This is a genomic window from Oceanospirillum linum (genome assembly GCF_001995095.2).
Taxonomy (GTDB): Bacteria; Pseudomonadota; Gammaproteobacteria; order Pseudomonadales; family Halomonadaceae; genus Oceanospirillum; species Oceanospirillum linum.
On the sequence record NZ_MTSD02000001.1, the window covers coordinates 829326 to 847331 of the forward strand.

Genomic DNA, 18006 nt, shown 5'->3' on the forward strand with positions numbered 1-18006 from the left:
ATATAAAAGCCTGCTCAGCACGGAGAAGCATGGCAAAGGGGCTGAACTTTTTTATACGGGTGATCATAAAATTCTACTATCCAGAAGAGACTGTTTAACTGAAAATTTAAAGGCGCATCAGGTCATTATAAAAAGCGATGATCATCAGACCCGCCAGCAGCATCATACCAAGTCGCAGACCAAACTGCTGAGCCTTTTCCGGTACAGGTCGCCCGGTAATAGCTTCAGCAAGATAGAACATCAAATGGCCGCCATCCAAAACGGGGATAGGCAACAGGTTCAGTACACCCAGACTAATGCTAATATAAGCCAAAAAGGTCAGGAAACTCTCAAAACCACCCTTTGCAGAGTCACTGGCAACTTGGGCAATTGTGATCGGACCACTAAGATTCTCGACCGAGATTAAACCGACAACCATTTTACCAATAGAGTCCAATGTCAGGACAATCATGTCTGCCGTTTTAGCCACCGCATGCGACACTGACTCTAAAACACCATAGCGGACTTCACGCACCATGCCTTCCGGCCAATGGGCAGGCTGCGCGGCAGCACCTATATAGCCAATCTCACGACCATCGTCCAAACGACGGAGGGCCGGCGTAATGACCAGAGAGTCCAGACGGCTCTGGCGCTCTATCTCAAGAGTCATTTGTTGATCAGGGGAAGACTGAACCAGAGTCACCCAGTGCATCCAGTCCACAACAGGCTCGCCATTAGCCGTCACAACCCTGTCACCAACTTTAAGCCCGGCTCTCTGAGCTGCGCCATCAGGCAAAACCCTGCCGATCACAGGTTCAAGATGGGGAGAAAAAGGCGTAATTCCAATGGCCGTTAACGGATTTGGCTCCTTTGTACCAGCCAGCCAACGGTCTACTGAAACAGTATGCTCTTGCTGACGATATCCTTGCCACTCCTGCGTGACAATACGAATCTGTCCTGTATCTCCAACCCGGCTTAACAGCTGCATTCCTGCATCCTGCCAGCTGAAGACAGCTTCGCCATCAATACTGATCAGTTCAGATTCAGGCTGCACACCTGCCTCATAGGCTGGAGAGTCTGGCTGAACCGCCCCAATAACAGGTGCTAGCGCACTGCTACCGGAAAAGAAAAGCACCCAGTATGCCAGTATGGCCAATATAAAATTTGCCACTGGCCCAGCCGCCACAATAGCAATTCGCTTCCAGACCGACTTCTGATTAAATGCGTAGGGCTTATCTTCCTCAGGAACAGTACCTTCACGCTCATCCAGCATGCTGACATAGCCACCAAGTGGAATCCAGGCAATCGCATATTCCGTACCGGTTTTATCAAACCAGCGATACAACGGCTTACCGAACCCGACAGAAAATTTCAGGACTTTCACACCACAGCGGCGAGCGACCCAAAAATGGCCATACTCATGCACTGTAACCAGAATTCCCAAAGTGACAATTAATGCCAATACCGTATGCAAAACACCCATGCACGCTCTCCGTTAATCTTCACTGCGCTTTGATGCGATGCATCGATAAATGTTCAAGATAGGGCTGACAAATTTCCCGGGCTTTACAATCACTGGCCAGAATAATATCCAATGACACTGCAGGCTCCACCGGCAGGCAATCCAAAGCATACCGGCAGAGCTCAGGAATTTGCTCAAAGCCAATGCGTTCATCAAGAAATGCCTGAACCGCCACTTCATTTGCTGCATTCAATATTGCAGGTGCCGTTCCCCCCAAAGAAAAAGCCTGGCGCGCTAACGCAAGGCAAGGGAATGCAACTTCATCAGCAGGCTCAAAGTCAAGCTGAGCAACCTGAAACAGATCCAAAGGCTTTACACCGGCATCGATACGATCTGGCCAGGCCAGGCCATAGGCGATCGGCGTGCGCATATCAGGGTTACCCATTTGCGCAATCACGGAACCATCGTTATAGGAAACCATGGAGTGAATAATGCTCTGCGGATGAACCACCACCTGGATCGCCTCCGGTTTAACCGAGAACAACCAACAGGCCTCAATCAGCTCCAGTCCTTTATTCATCAGGCTGGCGGAGTCCACAGAAATTTTTTGCCCCATGGACCAGTTAGGATGCGCCACCGCCTGCTCTGGTGTTACCCCCGCTAGCTGATCAGGGTTATAACCTCTGAACGGGCCTCCGGATGCCGTCAGCAGAATCTGGCGAACACCGGATGCAGGCAAAGAATCATCATCAAAGCAGGTTCCCTGAGCCGGGAGACACTGAAAAATAGCGTTGTGCTCGCTATCGATCGGTAAAAGCTCTGCACCGGATCGTCGGACCTCATCCATAAACAGCTGGCCTGACATCACCAATGCTTCTTTGTTGGCCAGAAGAATACGCTTACCCGCCTTTACCGCCGCCAACGCTGGCAGCAAGCCTGCTGCCCCCACGATAGCAGCGACCACAATATCAACCGGCTCAGCAGCGGCGACCTCTTCCAGAGCATCCGCCCCGACCAAAACAGTCGTATTCAGGTCTGCAGTTTCTGCTTCTAACTGATCTGCTGCATCCTGATCTGGAACCACCGCAAACACAGGCTCAAACTGACGGCAGATTTCGGCCAGCTCATGAACTCTCCGGTAGCCGGAAACGGCATATAAGCGATAAAGATCCGAGTGACGGGCTACTATATCAAGAGTACTGCCACCGATGGAGCCCGTGCCGCCCAATAGGGTAATGTTCTGTGGTTTTCGCTGACTCATAAACTTAATCCAGTCAGCTTAAGACCCAGAACGAAAACAGGTACGGCTGCTGTCAGGCTATCAATGCGATCCATCACACCGCCATGACCCGGCAGCAGCTGGCTGCTGTCCTTCATTCCCTGATGACGCTTAACCATACTCTCAAACAGGTCACCAAGAACAGATACCGCAGTTACCAATAAAGTTATCCCCAAAAGAGTCAGCATCTCTTTCTGATTCAACCCCCAGTACTGAGCACAAATAACGGCAAGAATGGCTGTTGCCAAAAGACCACCATAAACCCCAGCCCAGGATTTTCCGGGACTGACTTTAGGCGCCAGCTTGGCCTTACCAAAACGTCGGCCAGCAAAATAAGCACCAATATCGGCACACCAGACCAGTAACAAAATATAAAGCAGAGCTTCTTTGCCCAGCCAAAAGCTGGTGCGCAACTCAACAAAACCAACCCAGCAGGGTATCAGTACAGCAAAACCAATTAATAATCGGGCTGAAGTCGATTTCCAGATACTCTTCTTCGGATACTGAACCACAAACCAGAATGCAGCTAACCAAGCGGCGGCAGCACTGTACAGAATCATCTGATCAAGCCTTTCGGACCGGATATCGTTCAGAACAAGAAGCACCAGGGCCATAGACAGAGGGTAGATAAGGCTGCCGGACCTTGAGACACCGGAGAGATTAGACCACTCCCAGCTGGCAACCAAAACAATGGCAGAAACAAAAAGAATATAATAATCAACAGATAGGCCAAAGAGCCCCCACAGCGCAACCGGCGCCATAATCAAAGCGGTTAATACACGCTGTTTAAGCATCAGCTTTTCCTTCTATTTGTTCGCTGGTCTTACCGAATCGTCGTTGTCGTCCGGCAAAATCATCAATGGCTTCAGCCAATGCTTTTTCTTTAAAATCAGGCCATAGGAGTGGACTGTAATAAAACTCACTATACGCAAATTGCCACAGCAGATAGTTACTGATCCGCTGTTCACCGGCGGTGCGGATACACAGGTCCGGCGCAGGCAGATCGCCAAGGGAAATCGTTTGATTAAACAGCTGCTCAGTAATATCTTCAGGTTTTAATAAACCCTCAGCCACCTGGCGTGCCAGCTGCTGCGCAGTATGTACGATGTCCCAGCGGCCACCATAATTCGCCGCTATGTTCAGCTGCAGACCTCTATTATTTTCTGTCAGGGTTTCTGCCTCATCAATTGCCTGCTGAATATCATCCGAAAAACCAGACTTATCGCCAATAATACGCAGTCGAATATCATATTTGTGCAGCTTCCTGACCTCACGTCGCAGAGACACGAGAAACAGGTCCATCAGAGCATTAACTTCTTTTTGCGGGCGCTGCCAGTTCTCGCTACTGAAGGCAAACAGGGTCAGAACCTCAACCCCCTGATCCACACAGCCCCGGATCACGGCCCGAACGGCATCAGCACCTGCTTTATGTCCGGCAACTCCCGGAAGAAAGCGCTTTTTAGCCCAACGGTTATTACCGTCCATAATGATAGCGATATGACGGGGAATATTTTTCTGCTTTTTTGAATCCATGAATAGGCAACACAGTGGCACCCGCCTGAACGGCGGGTGCGGAGGAAAATCAGACCTGCATCAGATCTTTTTCTTTAGCAGCCAGAAGCGTATCAGCCTCAGCAACGTATTTATCAGTCAGTTTCTGAATATCGTCTTCTGCGCGACGTTCTTCATCCTCTGTAATCTCCTTTTCTTTCAGAAGATCTTTTACGGAGCCATTAGCATCACGACGGATATTGCGAATCGCAATCTTACCATTTTCCGCCTCAGAGCGAGCCTGCCGAATAAAGTTCTTACGGGTTTCTTCTGTCAGAGCCGGCATAGGGACGCGAATTACAGTACCAGCAGTACTTGGGTTCAGGCCCAGATCAGAGGTCATAATCGCCTTTTCGATCGCCTGAATCATGGAACGCTCCCAAGGCTGAATACTCAGAGTACGGGCATCCTCGACATTAACATTAGCAACCTGACTCAGCGGCGTTGGCGTACCATAATAATCAACAGATACACCATCCAGAATACTCGGGTGAGCCCGGCCGGTACGGATCTTGGCAAAAGCTGTGGTCAGGGACTCCAGGCTTTTTTTCATCCGCTGTTCTGCGTCAGTCTTAATTTCGTTGATCACGGAAGTTTCCTCAGTCAATTAGTGTTCCTTCGTCGCCACCTACAACCAGATTCAGCAGCGCACCAGGCTTATTCATATCAAATACACGAACCGGTTTATTGTGGTCACGCACCAGGCAGATAGCGGTCAGATCCATCACTTCAAGCTTCTGTTCAAGAACGCTGTCATAACCCAGATGATCGTATTTCACCGCATCGGAGAATTTCACCGGATCTTTATCATAAACCCCGTCCACTTTCGTCGCCTTAATCACGACATCAGCATCAACTTCAATACCGCGCAGGCAGGCGGCAGAATCTGTGGTAAAGAACGGGTTACCGGTTCCGGCACTAAAGATTACCACATCTCCGGTATTCAGATAACGGATAGCACTGCGACGATCATAATGTTCAACCACACCACTCATCGGAATCGCCGACATTACGCGAGTCCGGATATTTGCACGCTCAAGCGCATCCCGCATTGCCAGACCGTTCATCACGGTTGCCAACATTCCCATATGGTCACCGGTCACACGATCCAACCCGGCCTGACTCAGCGCCGCCCCCCGGAACAGGTTACCACCACCGATCACCAAACCTACCTGAACACCGATACCTACCAGCTGACCAATCTCCAGTGCCATACGATTCAGAACCGTAGGGTCAATACCGAAGTTCTGCTCACCCATCAGGGCTTCGCCGCTAAGCTTTAAAAGAATACGTTTGTACTGGGAAGGTTTTTCATTTACTGGCATGGGTCAGTCTCCGGCAAGAAAGGGTCTATAAAACAGGGGGTCAGATCGCACAATGGCGCGTGCAACTTTCGCTACACACGCCATTGTATTACATCAGAAATGCGAATTAAGCCAGTTGCTTACGCACTTCCTCAGCGAAGTCTTCTTCAACTTTCTCGATACCTTCACCCACTTCGAAACGGATGAAAGACTGTACTTCGCCGCCGCTATCTTTAACGAAAGCACCAACAGTCACAGAAGGATCTTTAACGAAAGCTTGTTCCACCAGGCTATTTTCAGCCAGGAACTTCTTAACACGACCAACAGCCATTTTCTCTTTGATTTCGTCAGGCTTACCTTCCATATCAGGTTGCGCCATGATGATCTCTTTCTCTTTCTGAAGTTCTGCTTCTGGCATATCTTCAGGACGAGCAACGCGAGGGTTAACAGCTGCAGTGTGCATAGCAACATCTTTAGCAACGTCTGCATTTGCACCCGTCAGTACAGACAGAACGCCAATACGGCCGCCATGTACATACTCACCAACGATGCCGCCAGCAGGTGCTTCTACGATTGCCGCGCGACGCACTGTGATGTTTTCGCCAATTTTCTGAACCAGAGCTTCACGCGCTGCTTCCAGATCACCAGCCATTACAGTAGCTATGTCAGTTTGTTTAGTTTCGAAAACTTTGTCCGCAACAGACTGAACAAAGCCTTTGAAGTTATCGTCACGAGCAACAAAGTCAGTCTCGGAGTTAACTTCCAGAACGATACCGTAGCTGCCATCTTCAGCAACTTTAGTCGCCACTGCACCATCTGCAGCAACACGGCTAGCTTTTTTAGCCGCCTTCATACCGCTGGATTTACGCAGATTTTCAATTGCCAGCTCGACATCGCCGCCTGTTTCTTTCAGAGCGCCTTTGCACTCCAGCACGCCTAAGCCAGTACGCTCACGCAGCTCTTTAACCATAGATGCGCTGATTGCAGCCATGATGAATAACCTCTTGATCTGATATGAAAAACCGGGGGTGCAAAAGGGGGCTTACGCCCCCTTTGCAGAGTTAACTGTCGCTACTGTTAAAACTAACAGCAGTATATGACGACTCAAAAAAAGAGCCGACACACTCAATTACTCTGCAGGCGCTTCGCTAACTTCTACGAATTCGCCTTCAGAAGCACTGCCTTCTTTGCCTTTCAGGCAAGCATTAGCAACACCCTGTGCATAGATCTGAATCGCACGGATTGCATCGTCGTTACCAGGAACAACGTAATCAACACCGTCTGGGTTGCTGTTAGTATCAACGATACCGATAACAGGGATACCCAGTTTGTTCGCTTCATTGATCGCGATACGCTCGTGGTCAACATCGATAACGAACAGAGCGTCTGGCAGACCACCCATATCTTTAATACCGCCGATAGAACGTTCCAGCTTAGCCATTTCGCGCTGATTCATCAGCACTTCTTTTTTGTTCAGCTTGTCGAACGTACCATCATTCTGCATCGACTCCAGATCACGGAAGCGACGGATAGACTGACGAATCGTCTTATAGTTAGTCAGCATACCACCTAACCAACGATGGTTTACATATGGCATACCAGCGCGTGATGCTTCTTCTTTAACAACTTTGCTCGCAGCACGTTTAGTACCAACAAACAGTACTTTATTTTTGCTGGAAGCCAGTTTTTCAACAAAAGACAGAGCTTCATTCATCGCCGGAACAGTGTGCTCCAGGTTGATGATATGAATTTTGTTACGAGCACCGAAAATGAACTTAGACATTTTCGGGTTCCAGTAACGGGTCTGGTGACCGAAGTGAGCACCTGCTTTCAGCAGATCACGCATAGAAACTTGAGACATTTTGACTCCTAGAAATTTAGGGTTAAACCTCCACACACCCCATAATCCAACCCTTCAGAGCAACCTGCGTTGATCTCATCGGAGCACCCAGAACTACGTGCCGGTGTGTGTGTGTCGTTTTTAATAAAATTAAGTGCGTTACAGGCAAAGGCGTCATTCAGCTACTCATTACTGAAACAGCAACAAGAATCGATAAGACACAGTTTGCATATAAGCGCGCGGCTTTATACCACATAACTGAAACAATAGAAAGAAATTGGACTAAATTACTCTTTTTTATGGTGGTAAAAACAAGCTATGAATTTATTTCCGACAAAAAAAGTCTATTTTTTAATTTTATCCCAATCAGCCACTCCCACCGCACAACAATAAGCGTTACCATTTCAGACTATTATTTATCCGCAAAAAGATGGCTGAAATAGATTCCATATGACTGTACTTATTAAAACTCCCGAAGAAATCGAAAAAATGCGTGTGGCTGGCCGCATGGCGGCAGAAGTTCTGGAGATGATCGAGCCTCACGTAAAAGCGGGTATCAGCACAGAAGAGCTGAACCGTATCTGCCATGAATATATCGTAAACGATCTGGATGCCATCCCAGCCCCTCTCAATTATCACGGCTTCCCTAAATCGATCTGCACTTCGGTGAATCAGGTGATCTGTCACGGTATTCCGAGTGATAGTAAGGTGCTGAAAAATGGCGATATCATCAATATCGATATCACTGTGATCAAAGATGGCTACCATGGCGACACCAGTAAGATGTTCATCATTGGAGAAGCCAAGATTCAGGCCCGACGTCTGTGCCAGGTGACCCAGGAGTGCCTGTACAAAGCACTACGTATTGTTAAACCCGGCACCACTCTGGGTGACATTGGTGAAATCATTCAGAAGCATGCCGAATCCAGTGGCTTCTCTGTTGTAAGAGAATACTGCGGTCATGGCATCGGCAAGGGCTTCCATGAAGATCCTCAGGTTGTTCACTATGGCAAAGCCGGAACCGGGATGGCTCTACAGGAAGGCATGACCTTCACTATCGAACCTATGATCAATGCCGGAAAACGTCACTGCAAAACTCTGAAAGATGAATGGACTGTGGTGACAAAAGATCGTAGTTTATCCGCTCAGTATGAGCACACCATTCTGGTTACCAAGGATGGCTGTGAAATTCTGACCCTGAGAAAAGAAGAAACCGATCTGTAACATACGGACACTCCCATGCCTCTGACACCCTATGAGTTTGAACCGGATCCATCACTGTTTAACAAACATACCTTTAAGCAGCAGCTGGCCGAGGCCAAATCCTCAATTAGCCTGTTTAAGCAAACCATTCAGGGTGTCCAGGATACATTAGACCAACGTTTTTTAGATGATGCAGATATAAGAGATCTGGTACATGGCCGAGCCTGGTTTATGGATCAGTTATTAAGTGTGGTCTGGGAACAGTTTGACTGGCCTGATAATAATATCAGCCTGATTGCCGTCGGCGGTTACGGCAGGGGTGAGCTGCACCCTCATTCTGATATCGACTTACTTATCCTGCTGCGCAATGACGACGACGCCCCTTATCGTGACAGCCTGGAGCGCTTAATCACCTTTATGTGGGATATCAGTCTAGATATCGGCCATAGCGTCCGGTCTCTCTCCGACTGTGAGCGGGAAGCCAGGGCCGATATCACCGTCGCCACCAACCTATTGGAAAACCGCACCATTGTCGGCCCGGATAACCTGCGGGAAGAAATGGTTCTCCGTCTTAACACGGAACATATGTGGAGCAGCAGCGAGTTTTTCGAAGCAAAATGGCAAGAGCAGATTAAGCGCCACTACAAGTACGACAACAACGAATACAACCTTGAACCCAACATCAAGTCATCACCGGGCGGTTTAAGGGATATTCAGATGATCGGCTGGGTGGCCAAACGCCATTTCGGTACACATACCCTGGAAGGCCTGATGCGGGAGGGGTTTCTCACCGAATCTGAAGTCCGCATTATGGAGCAGGGGCAGGCTTTCCTCTGGCAGGTGCGGTATGCCCTGCATATGACAGCGGGGCGTGCTGAGGATCGCCTCTTGTTTGATCATCAGAGAACACTGGCAGACCTTTTTGGCTACGCTGACAATGATGAACGCTTGGCGGTTGAACAGTTTATGCGCCGTTACTATCGGGTGGTGATGTCTTTGACTGAGCTGAACGATGTCCTGATGCAGCATTTCGACGATGCTATTTTACAATCCCGGCATGAAGCCAAAGTTGAGATTCTCAATAAGCGTTTCCAGATTGTAAATCATAAGATTGAAGCCACCCATAACAGAGTATTTGAAAACACCCCCTTTGCGCTGTTGGAAATCTTTCTGCTGATGGCCCAGAACCCTCAGATCGAAAGCGTGCGTGCTTCAACGATTCGCCTGCTGAGGGATAACCGCCACCTGATTGACGAAAGCTTCCGCCAGGATATCCGCCACTCCTCTCTGTTTATGGAGTTGCTGCGTAGTCCTGGTAACGTCGCCCGACAGCTTCGCCGTATGAGCCGCTACGGTATTCTTGGAAAATATTTGCCGGAGTTTGGTTACGCCATCGGCCTGATGCAGCACGACCTGTTCCACATTTACACCGTCGATGCCCATACCCTGCTTTTACTCAAGTTTATGCACCGCTTCCAGAAAGAAGAGGCCCGTAAAGCGTTTCCGTTTGCTGCTCAGATATTCCATCGCCTCCCCAAACGTGAACTGGCCTACATTGCCGGCCTCTATCACGATATAGGCAAAGGCCGGGGCGGAGATCACTCCGAGCTGGGTGCTAAAGATGTCCTCCAGTTCTGCGAGCGCCACCACCTGAGCAAACACGATGCCCGTCTGGTCAGCTGGCTGGTTGAACACCACCTTCTGATGTCGATGACCGCCCAGAAAAAGGACATCTCAGACCCGGAGGTCATTCAGGAGTTTGTTATGACGGTGCGGGATGAAACCCGGCTCGATTACCTTTACATCCTGACCGTAGCGGATATCAACGCCACCAACCCCAATCTTTGGAATAGCTGGCGGGCCACGCTGCTGCAACAACTTTATGTTGAAAGTAAACGCGCATTACGCCGAGGCCTTGAGAACCCCATTGACCGCCAGGAGTGGGTGGAAGAGACCCAGCAGGATGCATTGATCTTTCTGAAAAAATGGGGTGTGGAAGAAACCCGTATCTGGCCACTTTGGAATCTGCTCGGTGAAGAATACTTCCTGCAGGACAGCGCCAGAGAGATCGCCTTTCAGACCGAACAAATTCTGGATCACAAAGAACCTAATATGCCGTTGGTATTGGTGACCAATCCGAAAAAAGTGGAGCAGGTCGGCGGAACCAAGGTTTTTATTTACACGAAGGAGCAGGATCATCTGTTTGCTGCCACAGTAGCAGCCATGGAGCAACTGGGACTGAATATTCATGACTCCCGGATCAGCACCTCCAGCAATGGTTATTCCCTCGATACCTATATCGTACTTGAGAGTAATGACGAGCCGATCCGTGACGAAGCCCGTATTGAAGAGATCAAACACGTTCTGATTGAAGAGCTCGACGATCCTGCGGATTACAGCGAAATCATTCAGCGCCGGACCCCACGTCAATTGAAGCATTTTACAATGCCAACTCAGGTGATTATCAGTAACGACCCCATCAGTCAGCGTACAACACTGGAAGTGATTACACCGGATCGCCCCGGACTGCTGGCCCGAATCGGCCGTATCTTTGTGGAGATGGATATTAATATCCTGTCAGCAAAGATTATCACTTTGGGTGAACGGGTAGAGGATATATTTGTCATTACTGACCGGACACTAGGGCCAATCAGCGACCCCAATTTATGCGAGAAACTGCGCTACCGCATCTGCCATGACCTCGACGAACAGGTCAGCAATGGTCATTAAAATACACTGAGCTACCCTAAAGCGATCTTCGGATCGCTTTTTTATTACATACAGAAGCAGGGTTAACGCCTACAGTCGGTATAATCAAACCAAAAGCAGATATTATTCAACCTGTTAATCATTGCTGCGGGTTTGTTCGTCCAGACACCCTTGATTATAATGGTTAGCTAAATAAATGCCCTGATGACGGAAGCCGGTATGAATCCAGATCTGAACCGATTACAGCCCTACCCTTTTGAGAAGCTGACAGCCCTGAAAGCTCAGGTAACACCGCCATCTGAGCTGGAACATATCGCACTGTCCATCGGTGAACCCCGTCACCCGGCACCAGAGTTTGTCCTAAACACTCTGCGCCACAATATGAACCGTATCAGTAACTACCCAACCACCAAGGGTCTGCCTGAACTACGGGAAGCTATCGCACATTGGTGCCAACAACGCTTTATCCTAAAACCCGGAACGCTGACCGCAGATGACCATGTTCTACCGGTTAACGGCACCCGGGAAGCGATTTTTGCCTTTACCCAGGCACTGATCGAGCGTAAGCCCGGTGCCCTGATCGCATCACCAAATCCTTTTTATCAGATCTATGAAGGGGCAGCTTATCTGGCAGGCGCTGAACCCTACTTTATGCCCTGCCTTGAAGAGAACGGCTTTATTCCTGACTTCGATGCCGTGCCTGCAGACGTTTGGGAAAATACGCAACTTCTGTTTCTGTGCACTCCGGGTAATCCAACCGGTGCAGTTATGGGTTTGGATGTACTTAAAAAGCTGATCACCTTGTCGGATCAGTACGATTTCGTCATCGCGTCTGACGAGTGTTACTCCGAGATCTATTTTGACGAACAGACACCACCACCAGGTCTGCTGCAGGCCTGTGCAGAGTTGGGGCGAGATGACTACAAAAACTGTGTTGTTTTCCACAGTCTGTCCAAGCGTTCAAACCTCCCCGGGTTACGCTCAGGCTTTATCGCCGGTGAAGCAGAGCTAATGCAGAAATTTCTGCTCTATCGCACCTACCACGGCTGCTCCATGCCTGTTCAGCACCAGCTTGCCAGCATTGAAGCCTGGGGCGATGAAGATCACACCATCGCAAACCGTGCCGTCTATACGGAAAAGTTTGAGCGTGCTGGAGAGATCCTGAAGCCCGTGCTGAACTTTGAACTGCCGGAAGCCAGCTTCTATCTATGGCCCGAAACACCGATCAACGAAGAAGACTTCGCTCAGAAACTGTTTGAGCAACAGAATGTCACTGTACTACCCGGCAGCTATCTGTCACGCACACTCGATGGCCAAAACCCCGGTAACAACCGTGTCCGTATGACACTGGTCGCCACCATGGATGAGTGTGTTGAAGCGGCTCAGCGTATTCGCCGCTTCGTAGAATCACTCTGATTTAAAATATGGAACTATTCCATTATGCCGCCTCAAGGGCGGCAGCCTCTCAAGGCGAACGACACCATTGATCAACGAGGTCTGCAATGTCCCTGATACTGTACGGTATCCCTAACTGCGATACGGTAAAAAAAGCCCGTAACTGGCTGGATGCAAACCAGCAGGATTACCGCTTCCATGATTTCCGCAAAGATGGTCTGAGCGAAGCAGATCTCAATCTATGGTGTAACGCCCTCGGTTGGGAGCAGGTACTGAACAAACGCAGCACCAGTTGGCGCGCGCTGGATGCCGCTGATAAAGAAGATCTGGATCAGGCGAAAGCGATCAAACTGATGCTGACCAGCCCAACGCTGGTGAAACGCCCTGTTCTGGCTAAAGACGACCAGTTTAAAACCGGGTTTAAGGATGCGGACTATCAGGCATTTTTTGACCTGTAAACGATCGCACCAACGACCCTTTGATTCTCTGAATCAGATAAAACCCTATACCTTTTCATCATAAATTTTATATAAGGCAGCCCTGCTGTCTCGACCTCTTCGGGAGTTAACATGTCTGCATCACCTTTTTTCAGCTTTGGCTTTGGCGTTGGTACTCAGAACAGTAAAGGCGAATGGCTGGAAGTGTTTTACGCACAACCTCTGCTTAGCCCGGCTGTTAGCCTGGTCGAAGCGATTATCGATACCCTGGGCTATCAGGGTGGCAACCAAGCCATTGAATTTACTGTCGACAAAGCAGCTCCTCTTGCGGAAGCCCTGAAGGCCGCAGGTGAAGCAGAGCAAGCGGCTCTGGTTGCTTCTCTGGCTGACAGCAAGCGCCCACTGATTGCGACCTTTATCGAAGAAGATACCGACCCGAAGTCTGTTGCCGAGGTTTACCTGAAACTGCACCTGCTGTCGCATCGCAAGGTTAAGCCCCACGGTACAAATCTGACCGGCATGTTTGGCCTGCTGCCAAACGTTGCCTGGACAAGCGAAGGTGCTATCGACCTTGCAGAACTACCACAACGCCAGTTACAGGCACGCCTGAATGGCCGGACGATCTCCGTAGACTGTGTGGATAAATTCCCGAAAATGACCGACTACGTCGTTCCTGCCGGCGTTCGTGTTGCAGACACCGCCCGTGTCCGTCTGGGCGCCTACCTGGGCGAGGGCACCACGATCATGCATGAAGGTTTCGTAAACTTTAATGCTGGCACTGAAGGTCCGGGCATGATCGAAGGTCGTATCTCAGCTGGCGTTATGGTCGGTAAAGGCTCTGACCTGGGTGGTGGCTGCTCCACCATGGGTACTTTATCCGGTGGCGGCAACATTATTATCTCCGTGGGCGAAGGCTGCCTGCTGGGTGCAAACGCCGGTATTGGTATTCCTCTGGGCAACCGCTGCACCGTTGAAGCGGGACTTTATATCACCGCTGGTTCAAAGGTGAATGTACTGGAGGGTAATGGAGAGCTGGTAGAAGTGGCCCGTGCCCGTGATCTGGCAAACAAAGACGACTTGCTGTTCCGTCGCAACTCTCAGACTGGTGCCGTTGAGTGCCTGACCAATAAGACTGCAATAGAACTGAACGAAGCCTTGCATGCAAATAACTAGAAACACTGCATGCAAATCGCTGAGCGAGTGCTGAAGCGACTTCGATTTAAGAATGGCGCCCGTTAAAAGGCGCCGTTTTTATATTTATTTCCCGGCTCTGACAATTCAAGACAAAAACTTACCCACAATCCTGTTGAGAATCACTGTGGATAAACTGGAGATAACCTGACGAACTGTCGTATTTATGCCACATACAGAAGTTTGGTTGTTTTTTGAACAGGCCGCTTTTCCAGCAATCGGGCAGAATCAAGGTCAGGCATACTTTCAGGAAATAAGCATTCACTCTGCTCTATCCACCGCCTCTTTGTCTGCGCAAAATACTTGCTATTGGCCGTGTGCACAGGCTGCCTCATTACAAGACCATCGCTTTCCGGTATCATGGCGGGCTGATTATAAGCACCAGAAAAACCCTATTGTTTAGCCAGCCACAGGAACAGCCACCCATGTCCCAGACCGAAGCGTTGACGCCAACACTACAACTCGCTTTCGACCTTATCAGCCGCCACTCGGTTACGCCGGAAGATGCCGGATGTCAGGAATTGATGATTGAGCGCCTGGAAGCAATTGGCTTCACCGTTGAGCGCCTGCGCTTTGGCAATGTGGATAACTTTTGGGCCCGGCGTGGTACTGAAGCTCCTGTGTTAGCCTTTGCCGGTCATACGGATGTAGTTCCCACCGGCCCTGAAGCCAACTGGAAACACGCCCCCTTTGAGCCCGTCATCGATGACAAGGGCATGCTCTATGGCCGCGGTGCGGCGGATATGAAAGGTAGCCTGGCATCGATGGTTGTCGCCTGTGAAGAGTTTGTCGCTGCAAACCCAAATCACAAAGGCTCTATCGCTTTTCTGATCACGTCCGATGAAGAGGGCCCCGCTGTTAACGGTACAGTAAAGGTGGTTGAACACCTTGAAGCCCGCAATGAAAAAATGACCTGGTGTATCGTCGGTGAACCATCCAGTACTCACCATACCGGCGATATCATCAAGAATGGCCGGCGCGGCTCGCTGGGTGCCAAGCTGCTGGTCAAAGGTGTTCAGGGCCATGTTGCCTACCCACACCTGGCCCGTAACCCCATTCATCAGGTTGCCCCGGCTCTGGCTGAGCTTTCTGCAGAGCATTGGGATGCAGGTAACGAGTACTTTCCGGCCACCAGCTTTCAGATTTCCAATATCAATGGCGGCACCGGTGCTACTAACGTCATTCCCGGTGATGTTGAGGTTGTGTTTAACTTTCGCTTCTCGACAGAACTAACCGCCGACCAGATCAAGCAACGGGTTCATGGTATTTTGGATAAGCATGAACTGGAATATGATCTGCAATGGACCCTGAATGGCCTGCCATTTCTGACACCTGAGGGAGACCTGGTTGATGCCTGCCGCAGTGCCATTCTGGAAGCAACCCACATCACCACAGAACTATCAACCTCCGGGGGTACCTCCGATGGTCGCTTTATTGCTCCAACCGGAACACAGGTGGTTGAATTAGGCCCTTGTAACGCCACCATTCACAAGGTAAACGAGCATATTCTGGCAGATGACCTGAACAAGCTGACGGGTATCTACCAGGGTGTTATGGCTCGCTTGCTGACCTGATCAGCCACTGCAGACAAGCCAGCCGCTATGAGCCTGAAACAACGCCTGATTAAGATGTCACAGGATACCCGCCTGAACCTACGGCGGGTGACCATAGGCACCATCATCTTTTTTGTCGGTGCGGGTATGCTGATGTGGGCTGAGGGCGCCACCCACCTGGAGCCATTGCGACGTGAACTGGTAGCCTTGCTCTCTCTGATCACCATGGGAATAGGTGCGATGTTGGGACTGCTGGGGTACCTTGGTTTAAGCGCTTTTCGTATTTATCGATTTCTGAGCACGGATGTTGATAGCACACCACGCACAGGAAAAAGAACGGATCAAAATGATGACAACTGAAGCTTTTCCCGATATTGAAATCTACGTGCAGGACCCGGACCTGGAAAGCATCGAGAACTGGTTTAAAGAACTCTTCGCCAGCTATTCCGAGCCCAAACGCCTGGATAAACGCACTCTGCTCTATCAGGCGCTAAAAGCCGACGGCACTGAAGTACCTGTCCATGTGGTAGAAAAAGCTGCCGGTAAATACTGGAGCATCTGGTTCGACAGCCCGGAAAGTGGCTGGGCAACCGATATAGAGTGCGCAAGAGCGGCCTTTGCGTTCTTTAATCGCACCATTCGTTGTTCAGTGGGCTCCTGGGAACCGGATCAACCCATAGACCTCTGGTGGCAAATCAGCAAGAAAGGTGAAGGCGAGATCAGCTGGCCAGACTAAAAACCGGTGACAGATCAGAGTTCTTGCAGCTTAAAAACAAAGGCCGAAGCCAATCTGCTTCGGCTTTTTCTCAAAGCCCCGTACAACCTCTATGTCGATAAGCCTCATTACGGAAGACGATAAACGACTTTCAGGCGAGAAGTATCACAACCCCCGAAAGAGATCGAAACTATCGAGCAGGCGATACAATATTTTAGGTTTATCGCTCAGACAGCGACGTATCGCAGCTGGAATCTTTTTTTGCGTTTTTCGACATAAGCCCAGCTGCTCCTGAAAAGTTATCCTCAAACCCCGGACACTGCGAACTTCGGTATAGCCTGGTGTAATTTCCAACCTGATCCCCAGCTGCTCATTCATCAGATGCAGCATTTTCTGCAGGTCATCAAAATCGCAGACAGCTTCCAGTCGATCGATTAATCGCTTCTCTTCCATCAGAGTAAGACGAAGAATCCGGATATCACCGGTACCACTCTCCAGCAACGCCCGATGGCCACAAATGCAGATCCCCTGGGGACAGGGCCTGCGCACAGGAAAAGGAATATTAGGAAGGGGTGCCACCGCGAACAACCTCCTGCAACAAAATAAAACCAGGCTCCTGACAGCATAGCCAACTTACTGAAAAACAGGCAAAAAAATACCCGGTCACTTCATGTTAATGGGAAGTGCCGGGTATCTTCAAAGCCAGGTTACGCCAGGTATCAGCTAATAACGGTTACATCCTCAGCCTGCATACCTTTGTCACTCTGGATAATGGCAAAACGAACGCGCTGACCCTCGGCCAGCGAACGATGCCCTGTACCACGGATCGAACGAAAGTGAACAAATACATCACCTCCGGAGTCACGGGTAATAAAGCCAAAGCCTTTGGAAACGTTAAACCATTTAACGGTACCCATTTCACGATCATCGTTCTCATCATTAGCAATATTTGCCAATTGAGGCGTCAGGTAATTCAGAACCGCAGTGCCTAAGAAGGTGGTCAGAAAAAAGATAACGGCCGCCGGTACATAATGTCCGCTAGCACGCAATCCCTGTTCACCGGCCTGAGTTGCCAGGTCGAGAATAAACGGCCCTACAATGGCCATCACCACACTGATTAACACACAACGAACAAAGGAATTTTTGCTCATACTTACTCTCTCATAAACAATTAGTTATTATTAATAATTCACTTAAAAAACAAAGAACTAACACTCCAGCCAGTCTTTAACGAGTGCTTTCCCATGGTTCTTCAAAGCAATAAAATGAAGTAAAAACCAGCTGGGCTGTGGTATAGAAGGCTGGTTATAGAAGACTTCATCTTGTCGCTACTATGCAATGCTCTATTATACAGAGCATCCCTGGCACTTGAAGTGCCTGAGTCCCAA

18 protein-coding genes are annotated in these 18006 nt (G+C 49.6%); 8 read left to right on the forward strand and 10 right to left on the reverse strand.

Annotated elements, in window-relative coordinates:
• Positions 1-106 precede the first annotated feature (106 nt).
• From rseP to rpsB, 8 genes are all read right to left on the reverse strand, one after another.
• Complete coding sequence (gene rseP / locus BTA35_RS03880; protein WP_077243078.1) at positions 107-1462, reverse strand: sigma E protease regulator RseP; 1356 nt, start codon at positions 1460-1462, stop codon at positions 107-109.
• 19 nt (positions 1463-1481) lie between these two features.
• Positions 1482-2702, reverse strand: coding sequence for a 1-deoxy-D-xylulose-5-phosphate reductoisomerase (gene ispC, locus BTA35_RS03885; protein ID WP_077243079.1), 1221 nt, complete (start codon positions 2700-2702; stop codon positions 1482-1484).
• Entirely contained in the window at positions 2699-3514 is an 816-nt protein-coding gene (locus BTA35_RS03890) for a phosphatidate cytidylyltransferase (RefSeq protein WP_077243080.1), read from the reverse strand. Before BTA35_RS03890 ends, ispC begins: the two co-directional genes overlap by 4 nt.
• Positions 3507-4253, reverse strand: coding sequence for an undecaprenyl pyrophosphate synthase (gene uppS, locus BTA35_RS03895; protein ID WP_077243081.1), 747 nt, complete (start codon positions 4251-4253; stop codon positions 3507-3509). The genes BTA35_RS03890 and uppS overlap by 8 nt, the downstream gene beginning before the upstream one ends.
• Positions 4254-4302: 49 nt before the next feature.
• Positions 4303-4860, reverse strand: a complete 558-nt coding sequence (gene frr / locus BTA35_RS03900; protein WP_077243380.1) for a ribosome recycling factor — start codon at positions 4858-4860, stop codon at positions 4303-4305.
• A gap of 10 nt (positions 4861-4870) precedes the next feature.
• Positions 4871-5596 (reverse strand): UMP kinase, encoded by a 726-nt coding sequence (pyrH, locus tag BTA35_RS03905; protein WP_077243082.1) that lies wholly within the window; start codon positions 5594-5596, stop codon positions 4871-4873.
• Positions 5597-5702: 106 nt separating this feature from the next.
• Positions 5703-6566 carry a translation elongation factor Ts gene (gene tsf, locus BTA35_RS03910; protein WP_077243083.1) on the reverse strand — a complete coding sequence of 288 codons (864 nt, stop codon included), beginning with the start codon at positions 6564-6566 and terminating at the stop codon, positions 5703-5705.
• 138 nt (positions 6567-6704) lie between these two features.
• On the reverse strand, positions 6705-7436 hold the full coding sequence (rpsB, locus tag BTA35_RS03915; protein ID WP_077243084.1) for a 30S ribosomal protein S2: 732 nt from the start codon (positions 7434-7436) through the stop codon (positions 6705-6707).
• A gap of 429 nt (positions 7437-7865) precedes the next feature.
• On the opposite strand from rpsB, the gene map reads away from it, so the two are divergent.
• From map to BTA35_RS03960, 8 genes are all read left to right on the forward strand, one after another.
• Positions 7866-8639, forward strand: coding sequence for a type I methionyl aminopeptidase (gene map / locus BTA35_RS03920; RefSeq protein WP_077243085.1), 774 nt, complete (start codon positions 7866-7868; stop codon positions 8637-8639).
• Between the two features lie 15 nt (positions 8640-8654).
• Entirely contained in the window at positions 8655-11348 is a 2694-nt protein-coding gene (locus tag BTA35_RS03925) for a [protein-PII] uridylyltransferase (RefSeq protein ID WP_077243086.1), read from the forward strand.
• Positions 11349-11546: 198 nt separating this feature from the next.
• Positions 11547-12743, forward strand: a complete 1197-nt coding sequence (gene dapC / locus BTA35_RS03930) for a succinyldiaminopimelate transaminase (RefSeq protein WP_077243087.1) — start codon at positions 11547-11549, stop codon at positions 12741-12743.
• An 86-nt stretch (positions 12744-12829) separates the two neighbouring features.
• Positions 12830-13180, forward strand: coding sequence for an ArsC family reductase (locus tag BTA35_RS03935; RefSeq protein ID WP_077243088.1), 351 nt, complete (start codon positions 12830-12832; stop codon positions 13178-13180).
• A 111-nt stretch (positions 13181-13291) separates the two neighbouring features.
• Positions 13292-14332, forward strand: coding sequence for a 2,3,4,5-tetrahydropyridine-2,6-dicarboxylate N-succinyltransferase (gene dapD, locus BTA35_RS03940; protein ID WP_077243089.1), 1041 nt, complete (start codon positions 13292-13294; stop codon positions 14330-14332).
• Between the two features lie 443 nt (positions 14333-14775).
• A complete protein-coding gene (gene dapE, locus BTA35_RS03950) occupies positions 14776-15924 on the forward strand; it encodes a succinyl-diaminopimelate desuccinylase (RefSeq protein ID WP_077243091.1) in 1149 nt (382 codons plus the stop codon).
• A gap of 27 nt (positions 15925-15951) precedes the next feature.
• On the forward strand, positions 15952-16263 hold the full coding sequence (locus tag BTA35_RS03955) for a hypothetical protein (RefSeq protein WP_077243092.1): 312 nt from the start codon (positions 15952-15954) through the stop codon (positions 16261-16263).
• Complete coding sequence (locus tag BTA35_RS03960) at positions 16250-16639, forward strand: hypothetical protein (protein ID WP_139363609.1); 390 nt, start codon at positions 16250-16252, stop codon at positions 16637-16639. Before BTA35_RS03955 ends, BTA35_RS03960 begins: the two co-directional genes overlap by 14 nt.
• A gap of 144 nt (positions 16640-16783) precedes the next feature.
• Here BTA35_RS03960 and BTA35_RS03965 read toward each other — a convergent pair whose 3' ends face one another.
• Complete coding sequence (locus tag BTA35_RS03965) at positions 16784-17197, reverse strand: hypothetical protein (protein WP_202931162.1); 414 nt, start codon at positions 17195-17197, stop codon at positions 16784-16786.
• 140 nt (positions 17198-17337) lie between these two features.
• Positions 17338-17769: a cold-shock protein gene (locus tag BTA35_RS18670; protein ID WP_077243095.1), complete on the reverse strand. Its 432-nt coding sequence runs from the start codon at positions 17767-17769 to the stop codon at positions 17338-17340.
• Between the last annotated feature and the right edge of the window lie 237 nt (positions 17770-18006).